At 73.0% G+C, this 24,849-nt stretch carries 22 protein-coding genes and 1 tRNA gene; 8 read left to right on the forward strand and 15 right to left on the reverse strand.

All coding sequences use genetic code 11. The annotated features are described in order from the left end of the window. Nucleotides 1-9: 9 nt before the first annotated feature. From ACFY5B_RS33380 to ACFY5B_RS33390, 3 genes are all read right to left on the reverse strand, one after another. Nucleotides 10-561 carry a DinB family protein gene (locus ACFY5B_RS33380; RefSeq protein ID WP_389976941.1) on the reverse strand — a complete coding sequence of 184 codons (552 nt, stop codon included), beginning with the start codon at nucleotides 559-561 and terminating at the stop codon, nucleotides 10-12. A 106-nt stretch (nucleotides 562-667) separates the two neighbouring features. Continuing rightward, entirely contained in the window at nucleotides 668-2,131 is a 1,464-nt protein-coding gene (locus ACFY5B_RS33385; RefSeq protein ID WP_389976944.1) for an aldehyde dehydrogenase family protein, read from the reverse strand. A gap of 96 nt (nucleotides 2,132-2,227) precedes the next feature. Beyond that, entirely contained in the window at nucleotides 2,228-3,052 is an 825-nt protein-coding gene (locus tag ACFY5B_RS33390) for a helix-turn-helix domain-containing protein (RefSeq protein WP_389977091.1), read from the reverse strand. A 343-nt stretch (nucleotides 3,053-3,395) separates the two neighbouring features. Here ACFY5B_RS33390 and ACFY5B_RS33395 point away from each other — a divergent pair, with 343 nt between their 5' ends. Beyond that, nucleotides 3,396-3,911 carry an ATP-binding protein gene (locus ACFY5B_RS33395; RefSeq protein WP_389976947.1) on the forward strand — a complete coding sequence of 172 codons (516 nt, stop codon included), beginning with the start codon at nucleotides 3,396-3,398 and terminating at the stop codon, nucleotides 3,909-3,911. Nucleotides 3,912-4,003: 92 nt separating this feature from the next. On the opposite strand, the gene ACFY5B_RS33400 is transcribed toward ACFY5B_RS33395, so the two are convergent. From ACFY5B_RS33400 to rpmG, 5 genes are all read right to left on the reverse strand, one after another. Continuing rightward, nucleotides 4,004-4,222 carry a DUF397 domain-containing protein gene (locus tag ACFY5B_RS33400; RefSeq protein WP_050810297.1) on the reverse strand — a complete coding sequence of 73 codons (219 nt, stop codon included), beginning with the start codon at nucleotides 4,220-4,222 and terminating at the stop codon, nucleotides 4,004-4,006. 738 nt (nucleotides 4,223-4,960) lie between these two features. Continuing rightward, nucleotides 4,961-5,194: a 30S ribosomal protein S18 gene (gene rpsR / locus ACFY5B_RS33405; protein ID WP_361873223.1), complete on the reverse strand. Its 234-nt coding sequence runs from the start codon at nucleotides 5,192-5,194 to the stop codon at nucleotides 4,961-4,963. A gap of 6 nt (nucleotides 5,195-5,200) precedes the next feature. After that, nucleotides 5,201-6,403, reverse strand: a complete 1,203-nt coding sequence (locus tag ACFY5B_RS33410) for a CobW family GTP-binding protein (RefSeq protein WP_389976951.1) — start codon at nucleotides 6,401-6,403, stop codon at nucleotides 5,201-5,203. A 4-nt stretch (nucleotides 6,404-6,407) separates the two neighbouring features. Beyond that, nucleotides 6,408-6,665: a type B 50S ribosomal protein L31 gene (locus tag ACFY5B_RS33415; RefSeq protein ID WP_142161178.1), complete on the reverse strand. Its 258-nt coding sequence runs from the start codon at nucleotides 6,663-6,665 to the stop codon at nucleotides 6,408-6,410. Between the two features lie 2 nt (nucleotides 6,666-6,667). After that, on the reverse strand, nucleotides 6,668-6,832 hold the full coding sequence (gene rpmG / locus ACFY5B_RS33420) for a 50S ribosomal protein L33 (RefSeq protein ID WP_053669727.1): 165 nt from the start codon (nucleotides 6,830-6,832) through the stop codon (nucleotides 6,668-6,670). Between the two features lie 65 nt (nucleotides 6,833-6,897). On the opposite strand from rpmG, the gene rpmB reads away from it, so the two are divergent. The 4 genes from rpmB (at nucleotide 6,898) to ACFY5B_RS33440 (ending at nucleotide 8,832) form a co-directional block, all read left to right on the forward strand. Next, nucleotides 6,898-7,134, forward strand: coding sequence for a 50S ribosomal protein L28 (gene rpmB, locus ACFY5B_RS33425; protein WP_344461052.1), 237 nt, complete (start codon nucleotides 6,898-6,900; stop codon nucleotides 7,132-7,134). Continuing rightward, the gene (gene rpsN, locus ACFY5B_RS33430; RefSeq protein WP_389976956.1) at nucleotides 7,134-7,439 is read left to right on the forward strand and encodes a 30S ribosomal protein S14; all 306 of its coding nucleotides are present in this window, start codon (nucleotides 7,134-7,136) and stop codon (nucleotides 7,437-7,439) included. The genes rpmB and rpsN overlap by 1 nt, the downstream gene beginning before the upstream one ends. A gap of 123 nt (nucleotides 7,440-7,562) precedes the next feature. Then, a complete protein-coding gene (locus ACFY5B_RS33435; protein WP_389976959.1) occupies nucleotides 7,563-8,093 on the forward strand; it encodes a hypothetical protein in 531 nt (176 codons plus the stop codon). Between the two features lie 211 nt (nucleotides 8,094-8,304). Further along, nucleotides 8,305-8,832, forward strand: a complete 528-nt coding sequence (locus tag ACFY5B_RS33440) for a DUF4232 domain-containing protein (protein WP_389976962.1) — start codon at nucleotides 8,305-8,307, stop codon at nucleotides 8,830-8,832. Between the two features lie 121 nt (nucleotides 8,833-8,953). On the opposite strand, the gene ACFY5B_RS33445 is transcribed toward ACFY5B_RS33440, so the two are convergent. Further along, nucleotides 8,954-10,066 carry a DUF2786 domain-containing protein gene (locus ACFY5B_RS33445; protein ID WP_389976966.1) on the reverse strand — a complete coding sequence of 371 codons (1,113 nt, stop codon included), beginning with the start codon at nucleotides 10,064-10,066 and terminating at the stop codon, nucleotides 8,954-8,956. Between the two features lie 97 nt (nucleotides 10,067-10,163). Here ACFY5B_RS33445 and ACFY5B_RS33450 point away from each other — a divergent pair, with 97 nt between their 5' ends. After that, nucleotides 10,164-10,904 (forward strand): Clp protease N-terminal domain-containing protein, encoded by a 741-nt coding sequence (locus tag ACFY5B_RS33450; RefSeq protein WP_389976969.1) that lies wholly within the window; start codon nucleotides 10,164-10,166, stop codon nucleotides 10,902-10,904. 51 nt (nucleotides 10,905-10,955) lie between these two features. Then, on the forward strand, nucleotides 10,956-12,647 hold the full coding sequence (locus tag ACFY5B_RS33455) for a bifunctional 3'-5' exonuclease/DNA polymerase (RefSeq protein WP_389976972.1): 1,692 nt from the start codon (nucleotides 10,956-10,958) through the stop codon (nucleotides 12,645-12,647). Between the two features lie 306 nt (nucleotides 12,648-12,953). Here the strand turns inward: ACFY5B_RS33455 and ACFY5B_RS33460 are convergent, their stop codons facing one another. Both ACFY5B_RS33460 and ACFY5B_RS33465 read right to left on the reverse strand, forming a co-directional pair. Next, nucleotides 12,954-15,053: a BTAD domain-containing putative transcriptional regulator gene (locus tag ACFY5B_RS33460; protein WP_389976975.1), complete on the reverse strand. Its 2,100-nt coding sequence runs from the start codon at nucleotides 15,051-15,053 to the stop codon at nucleotides 12,954-12,956. Nucleotides 15,054-15,558: 505 nt separating this feature from the next. Next, nucleotides 15,559-16,452, reverse strand: coding sequence for a glycosyltransferase family 2 protein (locus ACFY5B_RS33465; RefSeq protein WP_389976978.1), 894 nt, complete (start codon nucleotides 16,450-16,452; stop codon nucleotides 15,559-15,561). A 207-nt stretch (nucleotides 16,453-16,659) separates the two neighbouring features. Between ACFY5B_RS33465 and ACFY5B_RS33470 the strand changes: the two genes are divergently transcribed. After that, nucleotides 16,660-17,595, forward strand: a complete 936-nt coding sequence (locus ACFY5B_RS33470) for a helix-turn-helix domain-containing protein (protein ID WP_389976981.1) — start codon at nucleotides 16,660-16,662, stop codon at nucleotides 17,593-17,595. A gap of 180 nt (nucleotides 17,596-17,775) precedes the next feature. On the opposite strand, the gene ACFY5B_RS33475 is transcribed toward ACFY5B_RS33470, so the two are convergent. The 4 genes from ACFY5B_RS33475 to tmk form a co-directional block, all read right to left on the reverse strand. After that, nucleotides 17,776-17,852 (reverse strand) — tRNA-Thr (locus tag ACFY5B_RS33475). 107 nt (nucleotides 17,853-17,959) lie between these two features. Further along, nucleotides 17,960-19,576 (reverse strand): alpha/beta hydrolase, encoded by a 1,617-nt coding sequence (locus tag ACFY5B_RS33480; protein WP_389976984.1) that lies wholly within the window; start codon nucleotides 19,574-19,576, stop codon nucleotides 17,960-17,962. Nucleotides 19,577-19,789: 213 nt separating this feature from the next. Further along, nucleotides 19,790-20,995: a DNA polymerase III subunit delta' gene (locus tag ACFY5B_RS33485; RefSeq protein ID WP_389976987.1), complete on the reverse strand. Its 1,206-nt coding sequence runs from the start codon at nucleotides 20,993-20,995 to the stop codon at nucleotides 19,790-19,792. Between the two features lie 262 nt (nucleotides 20,996-21,257). Further along, entirely contained in the window at nucleotides 21,258-24,575 is a 3,318-nt protein-coding gene (gene tmk / locus ACFY5B_RS33490; protein ID WP_389976990.1) for a dTMP kinase, read from the reverse strand. Nucleotides 24,576-24,849: the final 274 nt, after the last annotated feature.

The raw sequence follows: 24,849 nt of genomic DNA on the forward strand, positions 1-24,849 counted from the left end.
CGGCCAAGGCTATGCCTCGGCCACCACCCGCTGTTCCTCGGCCACCAGCTCGAATGCCGTCCGGCCGTCGAGCGACTCGCGGATGACGTCGGCGTGACCGGCGTGCCGGGCCGTCTCACGGATGAGGTGGAGACAGAGCCAGCGGTGCGAGACCCGGCCGTCCGGCGGGAACCAGGGCTGGGCGGGCAGCGCGAAGGTGTCGTCGAGGCTCGGCACCGAGCGGATGTACGCCTCCGTCTCGGCGGCGACCTTCTCCCAGTAGGCCAGCTGCGACGCGACCGTCTCGCCCTCGACCAGCCGGAAGCACTCGTGCCAGTTGCTCTGGTCCCGCACGACGGCCGGCGGCTCGCCCTTGGCCAGGGAGACCCACATCTGCTCGACCTCGGCGACGTGCTTGACCAGCCCGGCGAGGGACAGCTCACTGGCACTCGGCCGCGACGAGGCCTGCTCGTCCGTCAGCCCGAGCACCGCCCGGCGGACGCCGCCGCGCTGCTCGGCGATGAAGGACAGGAGCGCCCCGCGCTCGTCGCCGTATGCCTCAGCCGGAACGTGCATGACCATGACCGCCGCCTTTCGCCAGGCCCGGGGGCCTCTCCCCCTGACACCGACAAAGCTACGGACCCTTGCGGTCAGGTTCTGTCCGCAAGGGACCGGGCGCCGACGACTTCTAGAACGGGAAGCCGCTCCGGCCGTGCTGCACCGAGATCCACTTGGTCGTGGTGAACGAGTCCAGCATCGTGTCGCCGTTGAGCCGGCCGATGCCCGAGTGCTTCTCGCCGCCGAACGGGACGATCGGCTCGTCGTGGACCGTGCCGTCGTTCACGTGGAACATGCCCGTGTCGATCTGCTTGGCGAAGGCGACCCCGCGCTCGATGTTCCCGGTGTGGACGGCACCGCTCAGCCCGTAGGGCGTGTCGTTGACGAGCCGTACGGCCTCCTCCTCGCCGTCGAACGGGACGAGGAAGGCGACCGGCCCGAAGACCTCCTGCTTGAGCAGCGCCGAGTCGGCGGGGAGATCCGTCAGCACGGACGGCTCGACGAGGTTGTCGGTCCGTCCGCCGCGCACCAGGGCCGTGGCGCCCTCGGCGAGCGCCTGCTCGACGACGCCGGAGACGGCGTCCGCCTGCGAGGAGTTGATGACCGGGCCGATGACGGTCTCCGGGTCGCGCGGGTCGCCCGCCTTGAGGGTCCTGACCTTGGCGACGAACTTCTCGGTGAACTCGTCCGCGACCGACCGGTCGACGAGGACGCGGTTGGCGGCCATGCAGACCTGGCCCTGGTGGACGTACCGGCTGAAGACGGCCGCGTCGACCGCGTAGTCGATGTCGGCGTCGTCGAGCACCACCAGCGCGCTGTTGCCGCCCAGTTCGAGCACGGAGCGCTTGAACAGCCGGGCGCAGACGGTCGCCACGTGCCGGCCGACCGCGTCGGAGCCGGTGAAGGAGATGACCTTGGGGACCGGATGCTCGAGGAAGGCGTCGCCGATCTCCGCGATGTCGGTGATGACGACGTTGAGCAGACCACCGGGCAACCCGGCGTCCTCGAAGATCTTCGCGACCAGGGAGCCGCCGACGATCGGCGTGTTCTGGTGCGGCTTGAGCACCACGGCGTTGCCGAGCGCGAGCGCCGGGGCGACGGACTTGATCGACAGCAGGAACGGGAAGTTGAAGGGGCTGATCACACCCACGACCCCGACCGGCACGCGGTAGACGCGGTTCTCCTTGCCGTCCACCGGCGAGGGGATGATCCGTCCCTCGGGAGCCAGCGCCAGATGGACCGCCTCGCGCAGGAACTCCTTGGCGAGGTGCAGCTCGAAGGCGGCCTTCAGACGCGTGCCGCCGAGCTCGGCGATGATGGCCTCGGAGATCTCGGCCTCGCGCTCCTCGATCAGGCGCAGCGCCTTCTCGAAGACCGCCCGGCGGGCGTAGGGGTTGGTCGCGGCCCACTGCTTCTGGGCGCGGGCCGCCGCCCGGTACGCCTGATCGACCTCGTCGACCGTGGCTATGGTGATCGACGCGAGCTTCTCGTCGTCGTACGGGTTGAAGTCGATGATGTCCCAGGAACCGGTACCCGGGCGCCACTCACCGTCGATGTACTGCTGTGCGAGGTCGGTGAAGTAGGACGACGACATGTGTGATCCCTCGATCCCTGGAAGATCTCCGATCGCGCCATCACGATCTGATCACACGTCATCGTACTGATGTTTCAGGTGAGTTGGAGGATTACTTCAGGAGAGCTGGAGGAGGCCCCGCAGTAGGTCCCGGCTCTCCGAGGGGCCCGGGCTGTCGCTCTGGAGCTCCTTGAGCGCCTTCTCGTACTGGGCGACGTCCTCGACCTTGTCCAGGTACAGCGCGCTGGTGAGCTGCTCCAGGTAGACGACGTCCGACAGGTCGGACTCCGGGAAGCTGAGGATCGTGAACGCGCCACTTTCGCCGGAGTGGCCACCGAGGCTGAACGGCACCACCTGGAGCCGGACGTTGGGCCGCTCGGAGATCTCGATGAGGTGCTGGAGCTGGCCCCGCATCACCTCGCGGTCCCCGTACGGGCGGCGCAGGGCGGCCTCGTCGAGGATGATGTGGAAGTCGGGTGCGCGCTCGTCGAAGAGGTACTTCTGCCGCTCCAGCCGCAGCGCCACGCGGCGTTCGACGTCGGCCTCGCTCGCCCCCTGCATGCCCCGCCGGACCACCGCGTGGGCGTACGCCTCGGTCTGCAGCAGACCGTGCACGAACTGCACCTCGTACGCCCGGATCAGTGAGGCGGCGCCCTCCAGGCCGACGTAGGTCGGGAACCAGCTGGGCAGCACGTCCGAGTAACTGTGCCACCACCCGGCGACGTTGGCCTCCTTGGCCAGGGACAGCAGGGAGGAGCGCTCCTGCTCGTCGGTGATGCCGTACAGGGTGAGGAGGTCCTCGACGTCTCTGGTCTTGAAGCTCACCCGGCCCAGCTCCATCCGGCTGATCTTCGACTCGGAGGCGCGGATCGAATAGCCCGCCGCCTCGCGCGTGATGCCCCGCGCCTCACGCAGTCGCCTGAGTTGTGATCCGAGCAGCATGCGCCGCACCACCGATCCCGGCTCTCCCGCGCTCACGTTCGCCAGCCTCCCCAACGTCTTCAGGGGCCGCAGTCTGCCACTAAAACACTCCGAGCAGTACTCGTCCGGTTACGGAAACGGAATCGAGTCGGTCGACGCTCGCGCGCGGGAGCAAGAAGAAGGCAAGTGAACGGCCAAAGAGCGACGCGAAGATGACGGAAAAATTTCCCAACAACCGGTACGGGACATCTCATTCCGGTCACGTGCACGTGCATCTGCCCTTGCATCTGCTGTACGCATCCGAAACCATGGTCCCGCACCACCGCCGCATCGCACCGACCGCGAATTCCCGGGAGTGCCTCGCATGGGGACGAATGGATCGACCATGCTCGAGCCGTTACGGCAGGGCCTTCCTCCGCTGGATCCCGCGGCCGTGTCGGACGCCGCCTCCTGCGCCCTTCCCGCCCGCTACGAAGCGGTGCGCGAGGCCCGGCGGTTCACTCGCAGAACCCTCGACCAGTGGGACATGGGCGAGCGGTTCGACGACGTCTGCCTGGTGGTCTCGGAACTCGTCACCAACGCGCTGCGGCACGGGCTGCCGACGGGCAACGCGTGCACCGGCGACCGCGAACCCCCCGTGCGGCTGCACCTGATGCGGTGGGCCGAGCGGCTGGTGTGCGCGGTACGGGATCCCAGTCACGACAGTCCGGTCGCCCGGGAGACCGACGACTTCTCGGCCGAGTCGGGACGCGGGCTGTTCCTCGTCGACTCCTTCAGCGACAGCTGGGGCTGGCACCCGCTCGCGGGCGCGCTCGACGGCAAGGTGGTCTGGGCGCTGTTCCGGCTGCCGCACGCCGGTTCACGACCCGGCGGAGAGTGAGAGACCGCGGCGCATTCTGGCGTCGCGGTTCTACGCGCGTCACCGCGCGTTGAGGGCGGATCGCCCCGATTTCGCCCCGGGCTGCCGCGGCTTCAGCCGCCGACCAGGTGGTCGAACTCGCCATCCTTCACGCCGAGCAGCATCGCCTCGATCTCCGCACGGGTGTAGACCAGTGCGGGACCGTCGGGGAAGCGCGAGTTGCGCACGGCCACGTCACCGCCCGGCAGTCGGGCGAACTCCACGCACGAGCCCTGCGAGTTGCTGTGCCGACTCTTCTGCCAGGCCACACCGCGCAGTCCGGCGGCCGCCATACCGTTGTACACGTCGTGGTCCACAGGTCGCTCCCCGGTGGTGCACTGGCTGGTGTGGCCATTGGTGCAGTGGTCAACTGACCCGGATCATAGCCCTGTTCATGTGCAGATGCATGGGCAGATGCACGTGCACGCGGGGTGCTCCTGCGGTTACAGCTTTGACGACCGCTTGACCCGAAGCTCTCGACTGTTTGACGGCTCGTCCCCACGTCTCGTTCCCTGCGGCCTGCGCCGAAGTGGCCCGGTTCGGGGAGGTCCGATGGAGGCGGAGCATCCGCTCGGCGGCGGGTCGAGGCGGCGGCGCGGGGGCCGCACCGGAGAAGCGGGAGCTGAAGCGCACGGCTGAGCGAAGGGCGTTCGACTGGCCGACCCGCATCCGGAAGGCGTCCATGGCCTGCGAGGACGGGGAGAAATGGGCCGGTCGCAGGAGACCGGGGTCGTCCTGGTGGCCGGTGCCCGGCTCGGACCATCGCCGGACACCCGCTCGGCTCGCGGCCCCGCCCACCCACGCGTACTGCGCCCGGCAGCACCCCGGCACGGCTCGCGGGAACGCCACCGGGTGTCCGGCCGGACCGGCGTCCGGCCCGGTCCCAGCGGCCTTCGGCCCGGTCCAGACGGCCCGCCGCGGGCCGCGGCACCGGACGGCCGGCGGCGGACTACGACCCGGTCGAGCCACGGGCAAAAGGTCCCCCACCCGTCAAGCACGGGGAACCTCACCCGGGCCCGACGGGCTCGGCGTCAGCGGCCGGCGTACGGCAGGAGCGCCATCTCGCGCGCGTTCTTGATGGCCCTGGCCAGCTGCCGCTGCTGCTGGGACGACACCCGGGTGACGCGGCGGCTGCGGATCTTGCCGCGGTCGGAGATGAACTTCCGCAGCAGGTCGGTGTCCTTGTAGTCGATGTACGTGATCCCGGCCTGGTACAGAGGGTTGGGCCGGTCCTTGGCGGGCTTGCGGTCGGGCTTGCGGGGCATGGCGGGTCAGACCTCCAGGAGGGTGTCGAAGGCGTGCGGCAGGCGCTGCCAGGCGTCGGGGCCGGCGGCGTACTCGGCGTTCGTCAGCAGGCAGGACTCCAGCAGTCGCTCCAGGCCGTCCCGGTCGAGGCCGGGCGAGGTGAAGACCAGGTGCTGGCCGCGGTCCCCGTGCTCGGGATGCCAGTCCAGCGCGGCGGCGGCACGGCGCACCGGCGGGACCATCTCCCAGGCCGCGTCCGGGAGGGACGCCAGCCACGGGCCCGCGCTCTCCACGCACAGGGCGCCGCCCGCCGCGTCCCAGTGGAACAGCGTGTCGGGCTTGTCGGCGAGCCAGAACCGGCCCCGGCTGCGGGCGGCCGCACAGGTGAGGTCCTCCAGCGCGGCGTACAGCCGCTCCGGGTGGAAGGGGCGGCGCCGGTGCCACACCAGGGTGGACACGCCGTGCGCGTCGGCCTCGGCCGGGAGCAGCGCGCAGGCCGGGTGCTGGGCGGCGGCGGCCGCCTCGACGTCGAAGCCGGCCAGGGCGGCCTCGGCCAGTGGCGAGAGCGGAGGCCTGCGCGGGGTCGGCACGGTCAGGCCGTCGTCGGCCCGGTCCGCGGGGGCTCCCTGCCCGACGGGGGCCAAGCGGGCCGTCGGGTGCAGCTGCGCCAGCAGCTCGCGGTCCTCGTCGTCGGCCTCCGGGGAGTCGGCGACGGCGAGGACGGGGGCGTACTCCAGCTGGCGCGCGAAGGTGTCGGCGATCGTGCGCTGGTCGGTCGCGGCGGCGGCGAGACCGGCGTCGGCCAGGTCGTCGCCGTTGCCGAGGTAGGGCAGGACCAGGGCCGGGTCGACGGCGGTGATCACGCCGGTGACGGTGAGCCCGCCCGCCGTGACGACCTCGGCCATGGCCTTGGGCTCGACGGAGTCCCACAGCTCGACGACGGCCAGCCGGGTGGATCCGGCGTCCCGCAGCCGCTCCAGCTCGGGCACCAGGTCCTCTCGCAGGGCGCAGCACGCGCAGTCGTTGACGAGCGGTGCCTCCCCCGCGTCGAGGACCCCGGAGGCGTCCCGGATGGTCCGTACGACCGTGCCCGCGGCGGCCGTCGCCAGGTCGTGGTGGAGCACGACGCTGCCGGGCACGTCGGCGAGCAGCCGCGCGACGGCCGCCCTGCGGGCGTCGGCATGCAGCCCGCCGACGATCACGACGGGGAGCCCAGGGGGGACAGCCACGGGATCAGCCCTTCTTTCCGTACCGGCGCTCGAAGCGCTCCACGCGGCCGGCGGTGTCCAGGACGCGGGCGGTGCCGGTGTAGAAGGGGTGGCTGACGTCGGAGATCTCGACGTCGACGACCGGGTAGGTGTTGCCGTCCTCCCACTCGACGGTCTTCTCGCCCGCCGTGGCGGACAGAGTCGAGCGGGTGAGGAAGGCGTAGTTGGCGGCACGGTCGCGGAAGACGACGGGGCCGTACTCCGGGTGGATTCCCTGGCGCATGGTCAGCGCTCCTCTCGGAAGTCGACGTGGCGGCCGACGACCGGATCGAACTTGCGCAGAGTCATGCGGTCCGGGTCGTTGCGGCGGTTCTTGCGGGTCACGTAGGTGAAGCCGGTCCCGGCGGTGGACCGGAGCTTGATGACCGGACGGAGTTCGTTGCGTGCCATGCCGCTATGATACTGAAAATGAAATCCATTTCCACAACTTGAGGCAGAGAGGTACGTCACCACCCATGTCCGCGCACTGCATGCTGACCGGCACACAGCCGGGCTTCGGCAACCGCATCTCCCACTCCCACCGGCGTACGCCCCGCCGGTTCGACCCCAACATCCAGTCCAAGCGCTACTGGCTGCCGAGCGAGGGCCGGTACGTCCGGCTCCGGCTCAGCACCAAGGGCATCAAGACCGTCGACACGATCGGGATCGAGGCGGCCGTCGCCCGGATCCGCGCCCGGGGAGTGAGGATCTGATGGCGAAGAAGAGCAAGATCGCGAAGAACGACCGGCGGCAGGAGATCGTCGCGCGGTACGCCGCCCGGCGGGCGGAGCTGAAGGAGATCGTCCGGCGGCCGTCGTCGACTCCGGCCGAACGGCTCGCCGCACAGGCGGAGCTGCGCAGGCAGCCGCGCGACGCGAGTGCCACGCGCGTACGCAACCGCGACCAGGTGGACGGCCGGCCGCGCGGCTACTTCCGGGCGTTCGGGCTGTCCCGGGTGAGTCTGCGGGAGCAGGCGCACGCGGGGTATCTGCCCGGCGTGCGCAAGTCGTCCTGGTAAGGGGCGTTCGCAAGGGCTCTTGACGGGCCCTGGTAGCTTGCTGCGATCGTTCCGGCCACGGGGCCGGCCGGTGCCGTCCGGGCCGGTCGGCCGGCTACAGCTTGGGGGCTTGCAGTGACTTCGGTGATCTTCTCGCGCCGCTCCGGCGCCGTGCGCGTCGCTGCGGCGGCCGCGGGGCTGACGGGCGCGCTCGTGCTGAGCGCCTGCAGCAGCGGCGGCGACTCGGGCGACGACTCGGCCTCCAGCCCGGCCCCGTCCGCCTCGGCGTCCACCGGCACGGGCGGCGACTCCGGGTCCGGCTCCGGCTCCGGTTCCGGTTCCGGTTCCGGGGAGTCGGCCGGTGGCGCGCTGGCGGGCAGCTGGCTCGCGACGACCGGCGGCAAGGCCGTGGCCCTGGTGATCACCGGCAAGCAGGCCGCGCTGTTCGGCACCGGTGGGAACGTGTGCAGCGGCACGGCGGACGAGGAGTCCGGCATGCGGATGATCCGCCTGAAGTGCACGGACGGCTCCAAGGACCGGGCGACCGGCATGGTCGACTCGGTGAACGGGAGCAGTCTGAAGGTCACCTGGGAGGGCGGCCTGGGCACGGAGACCTACCGGAAGGCCGAGGGCGGCAAGCTCCCGACGGGGCTGCCGACGGCGAGCCTCGGCTGACCCCTGCCTCCTTCACGGACGGGCCGCGAACGCCTCATGGGCGCTGCGGCCCGTTCGGCGTCGGCATCCGGTCCGGGCGGCCTCGGCATCCGGCCGGGGGCGCCCGCCCGTCCGACGTTCGGGGGAATCGTAGGGGGTGCTTGCCCCAGCGGCAGTCGCGTGCGTGATGATCCAGGGGCCCGATGCCGCTTTCGCACGTCCAGAGGACCTCATGCGCACCTACCCCCTCACCCTGGCCGCCGCCCTCGCCGCTACGGTCCTGCTGACCGGCTGCAGCAGCGACACGTCCGGTGGCGACGACGTCAAGAACGCGGACCGGCCGAGCGATTCGGCGTGCGCGCTCGGCGACATGGGCGTGGAGGTCGGCGCCGGCGCCGCCCCGGCCGCGGGGGACACCGGCACCGTCACCGTCACGCTCACCAACAAGGGCCCGCGGTGCACGCTGAAGGGCTTCCCCGGCGTGGACCTGCTGGCCGACGACAAGACGACCTCCGTCTCCCCGGACGAGGGCGCGAAGGCCCAGTCGCTGACCCTCGGGAAGGGCGGCACCACGTCCTTCACCATCACCTACGTCCGGGGCGAGGCGGGCTCCGCGCAGAGCCTCGCCGTGCGCAAGGCGTCCTTCACCCTGCCCGGCGACACCAAGACCGCGCACGAACTGGCGTGGTCGTACGGCGCCGTCGACTGGAGGGATGACCAGAAGCCCTCGGTGAGCGGCTTCGAGACGTCGGGCGACTGACGGCACTGACGGCAGATCAGCGCAGCCGCGGCCGGAGCCCTGACGGCAGATCAGCGCAGGCGCGGCCGGAGCCCTGACGGCAGATCAGCGTTCAGCGGCGGCCGGAGCCCCTGTCGGCAGGTCAGCGCAGCGGTGGCCGGTGCCGGACCTGGGCCCGGTCCGCCGCCTGCGCGCCCTGCGTCCAGCCCTCCGCGTCGCGCACCCCGCGCAGCCGGGTCGTGGTCGTCTCCGGGAACATCCGGTCCAGCCGCCCGGCGACGGCGACCTCGCGGGAGGCGAGGACCGGCAGCAGGTCGTCGGTCACCTGCGTCTCGGCGGCTGCCGCCAGCCGGGTGCCGATGCGGTGGGCGTAGGCCGCGAGGAACGACTGCCGGAACGTCTTGGTGCGCTTGCGGCCACCGGCCCTCTGCACGGCCTCCGCCCTGGTCATCGCGGCCGTGGCCTGCACCAGGAGTGAGGTGTGGAGGAGTTCGACCGCCTCCAGGTCGGTCTCGAAGCCGACGACGGTGGAGAAGCCGAGGGGTTCGTTCCACACCGCGCGGCAGTGGTTGGCGTGGGCTACGGCGTCCAGCAGCACCGCCTTGGCCTGTTCGTACGGCGGCTCGACTCCGATCCGGCAGGCCCCGGGTGTGTCCGGGGAGGGTGCCCGCGCCGCGAGCAGCGCCTCGTCGACACTGTGCCGGGCCATCAGCTCCTGCGCCTTGGCGCTGAGCGCCTCCGCCTCCTCGGGGAACCCGGTGGCCTCGGCCTTGGCGAGCAGGGCACGGATGCGGGTGAGCATCCGCGACTCGCCCCTGGCCTCCCCGGGCGCCGCCCCGGGCGTCTCGTCGAGGGCCTCCAGGGACGGCAGCCGCAGCAGCAGGCGGTACAGCTCCAGCACGGCCGTGGCACAGGAGAAGCGGTCGGTGCGGGGCGGGGCGTCGGCCGGGAGATCCGCGAGCTGCCCGTTCCAGCGGCGGCCCCGGGGGCGGTCGCCGGGCGCCTGTGCGCGGATCAGCGCGGCCACGAGGAGCACGTGGACATCGTCCAGCTCGCGCCGGACGATCCGCACCACGTCGGCCGGCTGCCAGCCGCGCCGCCAGGCCGCCGCCACGAACTCCTGTCCGCGACGGTCGAGTTCACGGTCCGCCGCCGGGTCGGAGGCGAGCAGGGAGGCGCCGGCGTCGAGGGCCGCCTCGCCGGTCTCGTAGAGGGCCGCTGCGAACGCGCGGTCGACGGTGCTGGACGTACTCACGGGCCGATGGTGCCACGCCGTCATGTCCGGCCCGGAACCCGAGGCCGACTGTCAACCTGCGGTTGACAGTCGAGAGGGCGCAACCTACGGTTGACACATGACGAACCCCGACACCACGTCATCCATCCGTCTCGACGACCTCATCGCGGCCATCAAGAAGGTCCACGAGGAGCCGCTCGACCAGCTCCAGGACGCCGTGATCGCCGCGGACCACCTGGGCGACGTGGCCGACCACCTGATCGGCCACTTCGTCGACCAGGCCCGGCGCTCCGGCGCCTCCTGGACCGACATCGGCAAGAGCATGGGCGTCACCCGGCAGGCCGCGCAGAAGCGGTTCGTGCCCAAGGAGTCGGCCGACCTCGATCCGAGCCAGGGCTTCAACCGGTACACGCCGCGCGCCCGCAGCGTGGTGATGGCGGCGCACAACGCGTCCAAGGCCGCGCACAACGCCGAGGGCCTGCCCGAACACCTCGTCCTCGGACTGCTGGCCGAACCGGAGGGACTCGCCGTGAAGGCGGTCGTCGAGCAGGGGGTGTCCCTCGACGCGGTCCGCGCGGCGGCCACGGCGGCGCTCCCACCCGCCGTCGAGAACGCCCCGGAGCTCGTGCCGTACGGCCCGGCCGCCAAGAAGGTCCTGGAGCTCACCTTCCGCGAGGCCCTGCGTCTCGGCCACAACTACATCGGCACCGAGCACATCCTGCTCGCCCTGCTGGAGCACGAGAACGGCCAAGGGGTCCTCAGCGGCCTGGGCATCGGCAAGGAGCGGACCGAGCGGTTCGTGGCCGAGGCCCTGGAGAAGATCGTGCAGGCGCAGAAGGACATGCCGGACGAGTCCTGAGGCACGTCGGCGACAGAGGGCGTTGTCAGACCCCCCTGTCACACTCACCGCATGGCCGACCGATGGGCGCTCGCCCCGGCCGAGGACGGTGGCGTGGACGTCGCCCCCCTCGGCCCGGACGGGCTGCCCGCCGGACCGGTGCGGCGGGAGGCGGATCCCGCCGAGGCCGTGCGGAGCCGTCCCGGCGTCACGCGGTGGGTGTGGCGGTCCACCGCCGAGGTCTACCCGCGCCTGCTCGCCACGGGGGTGCGAGTCGAGCGGTGCTACGACATCGAGGCCGCCGAGACACTCCTCCTCGGCCACGAGGGGCGGTACGGGGAACCACGCTCGGCCGCGGCCGCCCTGGCCCGGCTGCGCGGCGGCCCCGTACCGCCCGATCCGCCGCAGCGGTCCGCGCAACCGGGCTCCCAGTCCTCCCTGTTCGAACCTCAGGGCGTCCACCTGCCCCTGGCGGACCTCCTCGCGGTCTATGCCGAGCAGCAGCGGCGGCACGACAGCGCCGAGCGCCCCGACCGCATGCGGCTGCTCACGGCCGCCGAGTCGGCGGGCATGCTGGTGGCGGCCGAGATGAACCGCGCCGGGCTGCCCTGGAGCGCCGAGGTGCACCGCACGCTGCTGCACGACCTGCTGGGCGAGCGGTACGCGGGCGGCGGCGAGCCACGCCGTCTGGCCGAGCTGGCCGAGGAGGTGTCCACCGCGTTCGGCCGCCGGGTCCGCCCCGACCTGCCCGCCGACGTGGTCAAGGCCTTCGCGCAGGCCGGCATCAAGGTCTCCTCGACTCGTAGGTGGGAGATCGAGACGGTCGACCATCCCGCCGTGAAACCCCTGCTGGAGTACAAGAAGCTGTACCGCATCTGGGTCGCCCACGGCTGGTCCTGGCTGCAGGACTGGGTCCGCGAGGGCCGCTTCCGGCCCGAGTTCCTGGCGGGCGGGACGGTGACCGGCCGCTGGGTCACCAACGGCGGGGGCGGGCTCCAGATCCCCAAGGTGATCCGGCGGGCCGTGGTCGCCGACCCCGGCTGGCGGCTCGTCGTCGCCGACGCCGACCAGATGGAACCGCGCGTCCTCGCCGCGATCTCCCGCGACCCGGGCCTGATGGAGGTGGCCGGGCGGGAGAGCGACCTGTACCAGTCGGTCTCCGACCGGGCCTTCTCCGGCGACCGCTCCCAGGCCAAACTCGCCGTGCTCGGCGCGGTCTACGGCCAGACCTCCGGCGACGGCCTGAAGAACCTCGCGGCCCTCAGACGCCGGTTCCCCATAGCCGTTGCGTACGTCGACGACGCGGCCCGGGCCGGTGAGGAGGGCCGGCTCGTGCGGACCTGGCTCGGCCGGACCTGCCCGCCGGCGGCCCGGGGGACGGACGACGCGACGGAGGAAGCGGGCATCCCGGCCGCCGAGGCGGACCAGTCCGACGACAGCACCGCGTGGGTGCCCGGCTACGCCTCCACCAACGCCCGCGCCCGCGGCCGCTTCGCCCGCAACTTCGTCGTCCAGGGCAGCGCCGCCGACTGGGCGCTGCTGCTGCTCGCCGCGCTGCGCAGGACCTGCGCGGAGCTGGCGGCCGAGCTGGTCTTCTTCCAGCACGACGAGGTGATCGTGCACTGCCCCGCGGAGGAGGCCGAGGCGGTCGTGGCGGCGATCCGCGAGGCGGCGGCTCTGGCCGGGCGACTGACCTTCGGCGAGACCCCGGTGCGGTTTCCGTTCACGACGGCCGTGGTGGAGTGCTACGCGGACGCCAAGTGATCATCCGCTGCTGGACGGCTGGGCTGGCGCACCGAGGCGGGTCGGGCACCGACGCGGGTCGGGCACCGAGGCGGGTCGGGCACCGAGGCGGGTCTGCGCCGACGCGGGGGCACCGAGGCGGGTCTGCGCCGAGGCGGGTCGGGCACCGAGGCGGGTCGGGCACCGAGGCGGGTCGGGCACCGACGCGGGTCGGGCACCGACGCGGGTCGGGCACCGACGCGGGTCGGGCACCGACGCGGGTCGGGCACCGAGGCGGGTCGGGCGCCGACGCGGAGCCCCGGAGTGCGCGCAGCGGGCCGCGGTGCTTCAGGCAGCGGCGGATCCAGGAGGGACGTCGTCCTGGTCGAGGCCGGGTCCCACGGTCGCGGCCAGGACCTGCTCGGCGACAGCTGCGTACCAGTGCAGCGTCGAGCCGGCGGCGTCCGCGGCGCCCCGCTCTCCGGCGCGTTCACGGGCGAAGTCGCGCACCAGGACGTGCGGCACGTAGCGGCCGTACGCCGTCTCCTCCAGCAGGGCCTCGTCGAGGAGGCGGTCCACGGCCGCCTCGGTGCGGGGTGCGCCGATGCCGGTGAGACGGGCGAGGAGGGGGACGCCGTAGGCAGGCAGGTCGAGCGTGCCGATACCGCGCAGGATTCGGGCCGCGTCCCGGTCGGCCTCGCGCTCGGAGACGGCGAGCGCGTCGTAGGCGACGGCCAGGGAGCGGCGGACGCTCAGGTCGTCGTACTCCAGGTGGCGCAACCGCCCCTTTGCGGTGGCGAGTTGTCCGGCGAGCGACTCGGGCGTCAGGGCCCGGCGGGCGGCGAGCCGCGCGGCGAGGACCCGCAGGGCCAGCGGAAGCCGGCCGGTGAGCTCGACGAGGCGCCGGACGGCGTCCGTGCCGTCCAGGCCGTCGCGGCCCGAGGCGCTGCACAGGAGTTCGGCGCTCTCCTCGTCCGACAGCGGGGCCAGCGGGAACCGGGCAGCGCCGTCGAGGGCGGTCAGCGGCGAACGGCTGGTGACGATCACCGCGCACCCGGCACCGCCCGGCAGCAGCGGCCGTACCTGCGCGGCGCTCGCGGCGCCGTCCAGCACCAGGAGCGTGCGGCCCGGTGCGAGCAGTGACCGGAGCAACGCGGCGGCGGCGTCCGGCTGTTCGGGGACGCGGCAGGACTCGGTCCCGAGGTCACGCAGCAGCGCGGTGAGCGCCTGACCAGGGGTGAGAGGCGTCACGCCCGAGGTGGCGCCGTGCAGATCGAGGTGCAACTGCCCATTGGGGAAACGTTCCGCCACCTGGTGGGCGACCTGCAGGGCGAGGGCGCTCTTGCCGACACCGGCCATGCCGCTGACGACGGCGACGGTATGGGGGCCGGGTGCCGTGAGCGCGCGGTGCAGGGAGTCACGTACGGCGCCGCGGCCGACGAATGGGGTCGGTGCCGGCGGAAGTTGGGCGGGCGGAGGCACCGGCCGGGCCGGTTCACCGAGTGCCCCGGGCGGAGGCACCGGCCGAGTCGGTTCACCGAGTGCCCCAGGCGGAGGCACCGGCCGAGTCGGTTCACCGAGTGCCCCAGGCGGAGGCACCGGCCGGGCCGGTTCACCGGGTGGCGCCCCGCCGACGGGACACATCGACACTCTGCCGCTGTCACCGGGCTCCCCGGCACCACCGTCGCCCACGGCCCCCCGCAGCACCTCGATATGCGCTTCCCGCACCCCCGCCCCCGGCTCGATGCCGAGTCGGCCGACGAGGCGAGTCCGCAGGTCCCGGTGGACGGCCAGGGCCTCGGCCTGACGGCCGGTGCGGTGCAGGGCGAGCATCAGCTGCCGGTGGTAGACCTCCCGCAGCGGATACTCGCCGGTCAGCGCCGCCAGCTCCGGCACCAGCTCCTGCAGCCGCGGCCCGCCCAGCGCCAGCTCGGCGTCGTAGCGCCACTCCAGCAGCAACAGCCGGGCCTCGCTCAGCCGCTGCGCGAAGGCGTACCCACCCACCTCGGGCGGCAGCCCGGCGAGCGGCGCACCCCGCCACAGCCCGAGCGCGGCCGCGCACTCACGCACGACCCGTTCCCAGGCCTGGCCGGCGTGCGCGGTACGCGCGGCGGTGACGTGTCCGTCGAAGACGTGGACGTCCAGCTCGCCCTCGTCGAGCCCCAGCACGTACCCGGACGGCACGGTGCGCAGCCGCCCGGGGTCGTCGAGCAGCCGCCGCAGCCGGGCGATGTGATTGTGCAGCGAGGCCCGGGCGGAAACGGGCGGTGCTCCGCCCCACAGCGCGTCCTCGAGCGCTTCGGCGGAGACGACCCGCCCTGCGTCGAGGAGCAATGTGGCAAGGAGGGCACGGGACTTGGCGCTTGGGACGGGCGTGGCGTCACTCCGGGTCCCGCCTCGATCGTCGCGGAACAGCACCGGTGGGCCCAACAGCCCGAACCGCATCATCGCGTCACTACCCCCCGTGCACCCCGCCGTGGCGGGTTTCCACCCCTGGGCGACGAATTTCCGCCACCCGGCTTTCACCTGCTGCGTCTGGATCAGCCGATGCCCTGGCCGTCCTCGACCCCGGTTCGGCGACTTCCGGCCGATCGGCGGATGACCCAACGGCGAAACATTGGCCACATGTTAGCGATCCGTTGGCAAGGCCTGATGTGATCACTACATCGGATCTGGCCCGGCGGTGCGCGCGTCTGGACGCGCAACTCGGGGGAGTGTCGCCGCCGCGGCCGGGTCCGGGTCCCGGTCGGCGAGGTGAACGGCCGGGGCCCTCTCCATCTCTCCGGCGCGGCGAGTTCTTCGGCGCGCCGGCCTCTGCGGCGAGTCAGGTCCTCGACGAGCCGGACTCTCCGGCAAGTCGGACTCCACTGGCGCGTCAGATGACGGGCGGCGCGTCACATGCCGGACGCCTCGCGTCACATGCCGGGCGGCGCGTCACATGCCGGGCGGCGCGTCAGATGACGGGCGGCCGTCCCAGCCGGGTCAGCCGCCACACCGTCCGCCACCGCATGGGCCGCCGCTCCCCCGCCGGCTCCCGTACGCCCTCCACGAAACCGCCGAACCACGCGCGCAGCCCGGCGCCCGACCGGTTGCGGGCGAGGGTGAGCAGCACCCACACGCCCAGATGGACGGGGACGAGCGGGAGCGGCAGCCGACGCCGGGCCAGCCAGACCCGGTTGCGGGCGTTCACCCGGTAGTAGATGGCGTGCCGGGCGGGCGAGGTCTTGGGGTGCCGGAGCAGCAGCTCCGGCGCGTACAGGATTCGCCACCCGGCATCCACCGCCCGCCACGCGAGGTCGGTCTCCTCGTGCGCGAAGAAGAACTCGGCGGGCCAGTCTCCGATTTCGTCGAGCATCGCCATCCGCAGCCCGTGTCCGCCACCGAGGAAGCCGGTGACGTAACCACCCCGGTGGGGGTCCGAGTTGCCGAGGCGGGGCACGTGCCGCTGCTGCGTCTCGCCGAGTTCGTCGGCGATGCGGAAGCCGACGATGCCCAGCCGCTCGTCGGCGGCGTACAGGTCCCTGATGCGGCGCAGCACGTCGGGGTCGACGAGCAGTCCGTCGTCGTCCAGATCCACCACGACGTCGATGTCGCCGAATTCCCGCAGCCGCGCCAGGGCGGCGTTGCGCCCGCCGGGGCAGCCGACGTTCTCGTCGAGTTCGACGGTGGTGACCTCGCCGGGCAGCGACAGTCTGCGGGCGAAGTCGGGCAGCGGGCAGCCGTTGCCGACGACGACGATCCGCTCGGGCGGCACGTCCTGTTTGGCCACGGACTCCAGCAGGGCGTCGACCTCGTCGGGCCGGTTGCCCATCGTCACCACGGCGACGGCGATCCTGGGCGCCCCCATGTCCTCACCTCGTACCGGTCGGCAGCTGACTGATTGCCGGGCGATGCTAGCCGTTCACGGTAGGGACGTCTTGAGGACGCCTGCCGGACGGCGGTGCGCCTACGCCGTCCGGCGCAGGGCGGCACCCGACCGGAGCGGGCACAGGATGTCGGGTGCGGCAGGGCACGCGCTGCCTAGCGTGAAGGCACGAAAGGAAGGAGACCGGACGTGCTGGACCGGCTCAACCAGGCGATGGACCGGATCGAAAGGGACCTCGGCCACACCGTCGACGCGGCGGAACTGGCGCGTATCGCATGCACCTCGGAGTACCACCTGCGCCGCATGTTCTCGGCCCTGGCCGGCATGCCTCTGTCGGAGTACATCCGCCGCCGCCGGCTGACGGTCGCGGGCGCGGAGGTGCTGGCGGGGGACGTGACGCTCCTGGAGATCGCGGTCCGCTACGGCTACGGCTCCGGCGAGGCGTTCGCGCGGGCGTTCCGCGCGATGCACGGCGTGGGCCCGGGCGAGGCCCGTCGTACCGGCGCCGCGCTCGTCTCCCAGCCCCGGTTGACCTTCCGCCTCACCGTCGAAGGGAGCAGCAGCATGCACTACCGCGTCATGGACCGCCCGGCCTTCACCGTCACGGGCTTCAAGACCCGGATCCCCCTGATCCACTCCGGCCCGAACCAGGCGATCATCGACTTCGTCCGGGGCCTCGACAAACCCGCGCTGGAGCACCTGGAGAAAATGTCCGACCAGGAGCCGCAGGGTCTCGTCGCGGTCTGCGACGATCTGAATCCGAGTCGCGCGGAGGGCACGGAACTCGACTACTACCACGCCGTGATCACCTCTTCCCCGGCTCCGGCTCCGGCTCCGGCACCGGCACCGGCACCGGCACCAGCACCAGCACCAGCACCAGCACCAGCACCCGAGGGCACCACAGCCCTCCCGGTCCCGCCGGGCACCTGGGCGGTCTTCACCACATCGGGCCCGGCCCCCGAGGCGATCCAGCGCCTCTGGCACGACGTGTACACCGAGTGGTTCCCGTCCAACCCCTACCGCACCCGCCCCGGCCCGGAGATCCTCCGCACCCGCCTGTCATCCGACGGCACGGAGGCGGACGCCGAGCTGTGGCTGCCGGTGGAGCGGGAAACGACCCTCTGAAACACGCCAGGGCTCCGGGCCCACGCGGACGTTGGCGCGGGGCCGACGGGACTCGAGCAAGCCGCCATCACCGCCGGGGCGACCTGCCCCGCACACTGCCGAAGTGCTCTGGCACAACGGCCCGGGTCGAGCATGAACACCAAGAAACCCCAGGTCAAAAGCTTGACCTGGGGTTTACCGTGGAGCCGCCTTCGGGATTCGAACCCGAGACCTACGCATTACGAGTGCGTTGCTCTGGCCATCTGAGCTAAGGCGGCGAGCTGTCCGCACTATGGTGCGATCAGCAACGACGGTAAGTCTACACAGTTTCCGAGGGTGCTCCGCACCAGCCCCAGAGGCTGGCCGTCCGGGGCCGACAGCAGGGTTATGAGCAGCGCTTTCCGTCCGTGGGCGGGGTGCCGCGCAAGAGGTAGGCGTTGATCGTCCGGTCGATGCAGGAGCTGCCACGGCCGTAGGCGGTGTGGCCGTCGCCCTGGTAGGTGAGCAGGCGCGCCGAGGAGAGCTGGCCGGCCAGGGCCCGTGCCCAGCGGTAGGGGGTCGCCGGGTCGCGGGTGGTGCCGACCACGACGATGGGCGCCGCGCCCTTGGCCTCGATGCGGCGCGGCTCGCCCGTGGCGTGCACCGGCCAGTAGGCGCAGTTCAGGGAAGCCCAGGCGAGGCCCTCACCGAAGACCGGCGACGCCTTCTCGAACGTGGGCAGGGCCGTGCGCACCTGCTCCGGGGTGTCGAAGGCGGCCGGCAGGTCCAGGCAGTTCACCGCCGCGTTGGCGAACATCAGGTTGCTGTAGGCGCCGTCGGCGTCCCGCTCGTAGTAGCCGTCGGACAGCACGAGGAGTCCGGATCCGTCGTTCCGCTTCATCGCGGACGTCAGCGCCTCGCGCAGCTGCTCCCAGGAGCCCTCGTCGTACATGGCCGCGATCACACCGGTCGTGGCGAGCGACTCGGTGAGCTTGCGGCCACCGGCGTGACCGGTGGGGGCGGGCCGAGTGTCCAGCTTCTCGAAGAACGCCTTGAGGTTCGCGCCCGCCCGCTCGGGCGAGGTGCCCTTGCCGCCCAGCGGGCAGTCGGCCTGCCGCACGCAGTCCTTCGCGAACGACCGGAACGCCGTCTCGAATCCCGCCGTCTGTTCGAGGTTCAGCCGCCGGGCCGGCAGCGACGGGTCCATCGCGCCGTCCAGCACCAGCCGCCCCGCCCGCTCGGGGAACAGCCCGGCGTACGTCGCTCCGAGGAACGTGCCGTACGAGGCCCCGACGAAGTTCAGCTTCTTGTCGCCGAGCGCCGCCCGCACGATGTCCATGTCCCGGGCGGCCTCCACGGTGGACACATGACGCAGCAGCCGGGGCGCGTCCGCGCCGCAGCCCTCGGCGAACGTCCGGTACGCCGCGACCAGCCCGTCCGTCTCCTTCGCGTCGTCGGGCGTGGTGTCCGTCCGCGTGTACGTGTCCATCCCCGGCCCGTCCAGGCACTCCACGGGCTCGCTGCGGGCTACGCCGCGCGGGTCGACCGCCACCATGTCGTACCGGGCCCGCACCTCGGCCGGGTAGCCGATGCCCGCGTACGTCTGCACGTAGCCGATCGCCGAGCCGCCCGGCCCTCCGGGGTTCACGAGCAGCGAGCCCAGCCGCTTGCCCGGGCCGGTGGCCTTCTTGCGGGTGAGGGCGAGCCGGACGTCACCGGCGGACGGCTCGGCGTAGTCGAGCGGGGCCTTGAGGGTGGCGCACTCGAAACCGGCACCGCAGCCGCGCCAGGCCGGCTTCTGCCCGTAGTACGACGACAGCGCCGCGGGCGTGGCCTTCGGCAGCGCGACCAGGGCCGCCTCCTGCGCCGCGGAGGCGGAGGTCGTCGCGGTCCCGGAGGAGCAGGCGGAGACGAGCAGCGCGGCCGTGGCGAGGAGACCGGCGGCGGTCTCGGCCCGGTTGCGTGTCCTGCGGTGGAGACCCCCGGAGCCGGAGGCGGAGCGGGGGGTACGCCGTGTGTCCATCCAGCGATCGTAACCCTGAGCGACGGAATGAGTGCCCTGCGTGCATGTCGTGCCTCGTACGAGTTACGACGTCAACCGCATGCCCGACCCGGTGTCCTGCGACCTGGCTCCGGCGAGCGAAAGCCGGTGCGCAGGGCGCCGGTGACGCGACCGCCGCGGGCTCGTGGAGCCACCGCGGGACTCGTAGAGCCGGACGACGACGTCCCCGGTCTCTCAGCCCGCTCTGAGCGCCATCGTCATGGCCTCCACCGCTAGCAGCGGCGCCACGTTGCGGTCGAGGGCGTCACGGCAGGCCGCGACCGCCTCGATACGGCGGAGCGTGGCCTCCGGGGAGCTGGCGCGGGCCAGGCGCTCCAAAGCGTCCTCGGCGTCCGCGTTGGCGATGGCCACGCGTGAGCCGAGCTGGAGGGCGAGGACGTCTCGGTAGAAGGCCGTGAGGTCGGTGAGGGCGAGGTCGAGGCTGTCACGCTGCGTGCGCGTTCTGCGGCGCTTCTGCTTGTCCTCCAGGTCCTTCATGACGCCCGCGGTGCCGCGCGGCATGCGACCGCCCTGGGCGGCGCCGAGAGCGGCCTTCAGTTCCTCGGTCTCCTTGGCGTCCGTCTCCTCCGCGAGCTGCTTGGCGTCCTCGGCCGCCGCGTCGACGAGCTCCTGGGCGGCCTTCAACGCGCCGCCGATCTCCTCGACGCGCAGCGGCAGCCTGAGCACGGCGGCTCGGCGTTCACGCGCGGCCGGGTCGGTGGCCAGGCGGCGCGCCCGGTCGACGTGGCCCTGGGTCGCGCGGGCCGCCGCGGCGGCGACGTCCGGCTCGACGCCCTCGCGGCGTACGAGCATGTCGGCGATGGCGTCGACCCTCGGCGTGCTCAGGTTCAGGTGGCGGCAGCGGGAGCGGATGGTCGGCAGGACGTCCTCGATGGAGGGGGCGCACAGCAGCCAGACCGTACGCGGGGCGGGTTCCTCCACGGCCTTGAGGACGGCGTTGGCCGACTTCTCGTTCAGTCGCTCGGCGTCCTCGACGAGGATGATCTGCCAGCGGCCGTTCGCCGGCGACGTGAACGACTTACGGACGGTGTCGCGCATGTCGTCGGCGAGGATCTGCGTGCCGACGGCGGCGACGGTGGTGACGTCGGCGTGCGTGCCGATCAGTGCCGTGTGGCATCCGTCGCAGAAGCCGCAGCCCGGGGAGCCGCCGAGGGCCCGGTCGGGGCTGACGCACTGCAGTGCCGCCGCGAACGCACGCGCCGCCTGGTTCCGCCCGGCCCCGGGCGGGCCCGTGAACAGCCACGCGTGCGTCATCTTCGACGCCTCCGGCGGCGGGGCGTGGGTGGCGGCCGCGGTGACCAGCGCGTCGGCGTCCCGGGCGGCAGCGGCCAGCTGCTCGCTCACCCTCTCCTGCCCGACGAGGTCGTCCCACACGGTCATGGGTCACGCCGCCCTTCCGTCACGTTCCGCGTTGCGAGATCCATTGTGCGGGCGACCACTGACAACGCCCGCCCCCGCATCCGGTGCACAGCGTCCGACCGGCCGCCTCGCAGGCCCGAGCCGGGCTTCCGGGCGGGCCCGCCGGAGGCCGCAGCACCCCCGGCCGCGTCAGGACCCCGGGCTCCCGCATCGACCCGCCGGAGGCATCAGCACCCCCGGCCGCGTCAGGACCCCGGGCTCCCGCGCCGACCCGCCGGAGGCCTCAGCGGCCCCGGCCCCCCCGCCCCCGGCGCCCGCGGCCCTGGTCCGGCTCGTCGTCGTGCGGTCCGAGCAGCTCGTCCGCGAGCGAGGGCAGGTCGTCCAGCGGGGTCTCCTCGGCCCAGTCGGACCGGCGGCGGCGCGGCGTCCCGTCGGCGTCGACCTGGGGCATCTCCCGCGTGCGGTCCTCGGTGCCGTCGGGCCGGGCGGCCGGGGCCTCCTTCCGGAAGTACCCGGGCGGAACCCGGTCCGCCGGTTCGTCCCCACGCACCGGCGGGAGCACGGCCGTCTCCTCGGCGTCCTCGGACCGGACGGGGGGCAGCACCGCCGTCTCCTCGGCGTCCCCCGGCCGGACCGGGGGCAGCACGGCCGTATCGTCGGCTGCCCCGGAGGCGTCGGCTTCGCGCACCTGCGGCAGCACCTCGGTCTCGTCCCCGGCGCGAGGCGAGAACGGCGGCAGGGCCTCCGTCCCCTCCCCGGCCACCGGCGGAACCGGCGGCTTCGGCAGCTCCGCCGTCACCTCGGCGTCGGACTCACCGGAGGTCCGGCCCCGGTCCGCCTGCTGCTCTTCGTCCCGCACCGGGCGCAGCACGGTCGTGTCGTCGGACGCACCGCCCGGTGTCACCACCGGCGTGGGCACGGTCGCCGCGTCCTGAGCGGCCGCCGACCCCGCGGCACTCTTCTTCGGAGTGGAGCTCTTCGGGCCGACCTCGGCCGCCGCGGCAGCCGCCTCCGCGAGCCGCCGGGCCTCCTCGGCACGCAGCAGCGCCGCCTCGGCCTTGCGTTGCTTCTCCAGGCGGAGCGCCTCGGCCTCGGCACGCAGTCGCGCCTCCTCCTCGGCCTGCTTGCGGCGCCGCTCCTCCTCGGCCCTGCGGCGGGCCTCCTCCTCGGCGCGGGCCTTCTCCTCCGCGAGGAGCCGGGCCCGCTCCTCCTCGGCCTTCCGGCGCGCTTCCTCGGCCCGGCGCCGGGCCTCCTCCGCCTGCCGTTCGGCCTCGCGGCGCTGCGCCTCCTCCAGCTCCCGGCGCTTGCGCTCCTCCTCCTCGGCGCGCAGCTTGGCGAGCTGCTCCTGGCGCTCGCGCTCCAGGCGCTCCTCCTCGGCCTTGCGGGCGGCCTCTTCCTCGGCCTTGCGGCGGGCCTCCTCCTCGGCCTTCTTCCGCGCTTCCTCCTGGGCCTTGATCTCGGCCTCGGACAGCGGCAGCACCTGGTCGAGGCGGTGCCGGATGACCGTCGTGACGGCCTCGGGCTCCTGGCCGGCGTCCACCACCAGGTAGCGCCCGGCGTCGGCGGCGGCCAGGGTGAGGAAACCGGCCCGCACGCGCGCGTGGAACTCTGCGGGCTCCGACTCCAGCCGGTCCGGCGCCTCGGTGAACCGCTCACGCGCGGTCTCCGGGGCGACGTCCAGCAGCACGGTCAGATGCGGCACCAGCCCGTTCGTCGCCCAGCGGTTGATCCGGGCGATCTCGGTCGGCGAGAGATCACGGCCGGCGCCCTGGTAGGCGACGGACGAGTCGATGTACCGGTCGGAGATGACGACCGCGCCGCGCTCCAGGGCGGGCCGTACGACGGTGTCGATGTGCTCGGCCCGGTCGGCCGCGTACAGCAGTGCCTCCGCGCGGTGCGACAGGCCCGCGCTCGACACGTCCAGCAGGATCGACCGCAGCCGCTTGCCCACCGGCGTCGCACCCGGCTCGCGCGTCAGCACGACCTCGTGGCCCTTGGCGCGGATCCACTCGGCGAGCGCCTCGGCCTGCGTGGACTTGCCGGCCCCGTCGCCGCCCTCCAGGGCGATGAAGAAGCCGGTGGCCGCGGCCCCCTGGTCCGGGTCGTCGCCGCCGAGCAGCGCGTCCCTCAGGTCCTGCCGCAGCGGCACACCGGAGCGGTCGTCGACCTTGGCCAGCACCAGCGCGGCGACGGGCAGCAGCAGGGCGCCGGTCAGCATCAGCGTGAAGGCCGCGCCGCCGTGCGCGAAGACGAACTTGCCGCTCTCCAGCCGGTGCGGTCCGATCGCCGCCGCCACCAGGGGGGCGATCACCGCGCCGAGCGCGACACTGACCCGCACGACCGCGTGCAGGTGCTCAGTGGTGCGGGCGCGCCGGTTCTCCTCGGTCTCCTGGTCGAGCAGGGTGTGTCCGATGTTGGCGGACAGGCCCGCGCCGACACCGGCCAGCGCGAGGATCAGCAGCACGGTGGTGACGTCCGGGACCAGCCCGGCGGCCAGCAGGACGACACCGGTGAAGGCGATGGTCAGCGCGAGCAGCCGACGGCGCGACAGGGCGGGCACGAGGGCGGGCGCCGTACGGATGCCGACGACGACACCGCCGGTCAGCGCGGCCACGAACAGGCCGTAGAGCACCGGGCCGCCGCCCAGGTCCTTGGCGTGCAGCACGGCCACAGCGACGGCGGCCGACACCCCGGCCGCGACGGCCGCGCAGGACAGGACCAGCAGCGGCATCGCGCCGGTGCGGCCCTTGTCGGCGCCGGCGGTGGTCTTCGGACGGCGCAGTCCCTCCAGCGGCGACCGCGCGCGCGGGGTGCGCGTGCCGGGCAGCTCCAGGAAGGTCAGCACGGACAGGGACGCGGCGAACATCCCGGCGGCCACGTAGGAGGCGAGGGCCGCCTGGTGCTGGCCGAACCAGTCGATTCCGGCGCCCAGCAGGTTGTTGAACAGGGCCGCGACGACCAGCACGACGGCCGCCAGGGGGATCGCCGCGAAGCCGGTGCGCAGCGTCAGGCGGCGCAGGGCGTCCATGTGGTCGGGCAGCGGCCGGACCGTCGCCCCCTCCGGCGGCGGGGCGGGGAGCAGCGCGGGGGCAGCGCTCTCGCGGCACACCGTCCAGAACCGCTCGGCGACGCCTGTCACGAACGCCGTGACGAGGAGGAGGGCCAGTGCGTTGTCGGGCGTCCAGTCGATCCACAGGGGCGCGACGATGAGCAGCGCCGCGCGCAGCCCGTCGGCGCCCACCATGGTCCAGCGGCGGTCGAGCGGGCCGTCCTGCGAGGTGAGGGCGGTGAGCGGGCCGAGCAGAACGGCGCCGAACAGGAGTGTCGCGAGGATGCGCACCCCGAAAACGGTCGCCACTGCGAACGCCACGCCCCGGTAACCACCCCCGAACGAGGCCTCCGCGACGGCCGCCTGGACCGCCAGGAGGACCAGCACGAGAAGGGCGAGGGTGTCCCCCACACCACCCACGAGCTGTGCGCTCCACAACCGCTTCAGCTGCGGTCGTCGCAGCAGGGCGCGGACGGCACGCTCGCGGGAGTCCGCGACCAGGGCGTCGTCGGGGGCGGGCTGAGGGGCCGTTGGGTGGTCGGCTCGCGTCATGCGTTCAGCCTATCGGGAGCCACCGACACCCCGGGGGGCGCGGGCTGGCATGCGCACGCCCCGACACCGAAGTGTTGCCGGGGCGTTCGCTTTCCGAACCCTGGGCGAACAACCGGACGCGGCCGTCCGGTTTCCGGACAGACACGAACGACGCCAGCCCTCCGCGGACTTGGGGCAGATCTGCCGCTCGGCCCGCCGCGGACTTGGGGCAGATCTGCCGCTCGGCCCTCCGCGGACTTGGGGCGAACTGCCGCTCAGTCCTCCGAGGGCTTGG

It is taken from the genome of Streptomyces sp. NPDC013187 (genome assembly GCF_042899705.1).
GTDB lineage: Bacteria > Actinomycetota > Actinomycetes > Streptomycetales > Streptomycetaceae > Streptomyces > Streptomyces hawaiiensis_A.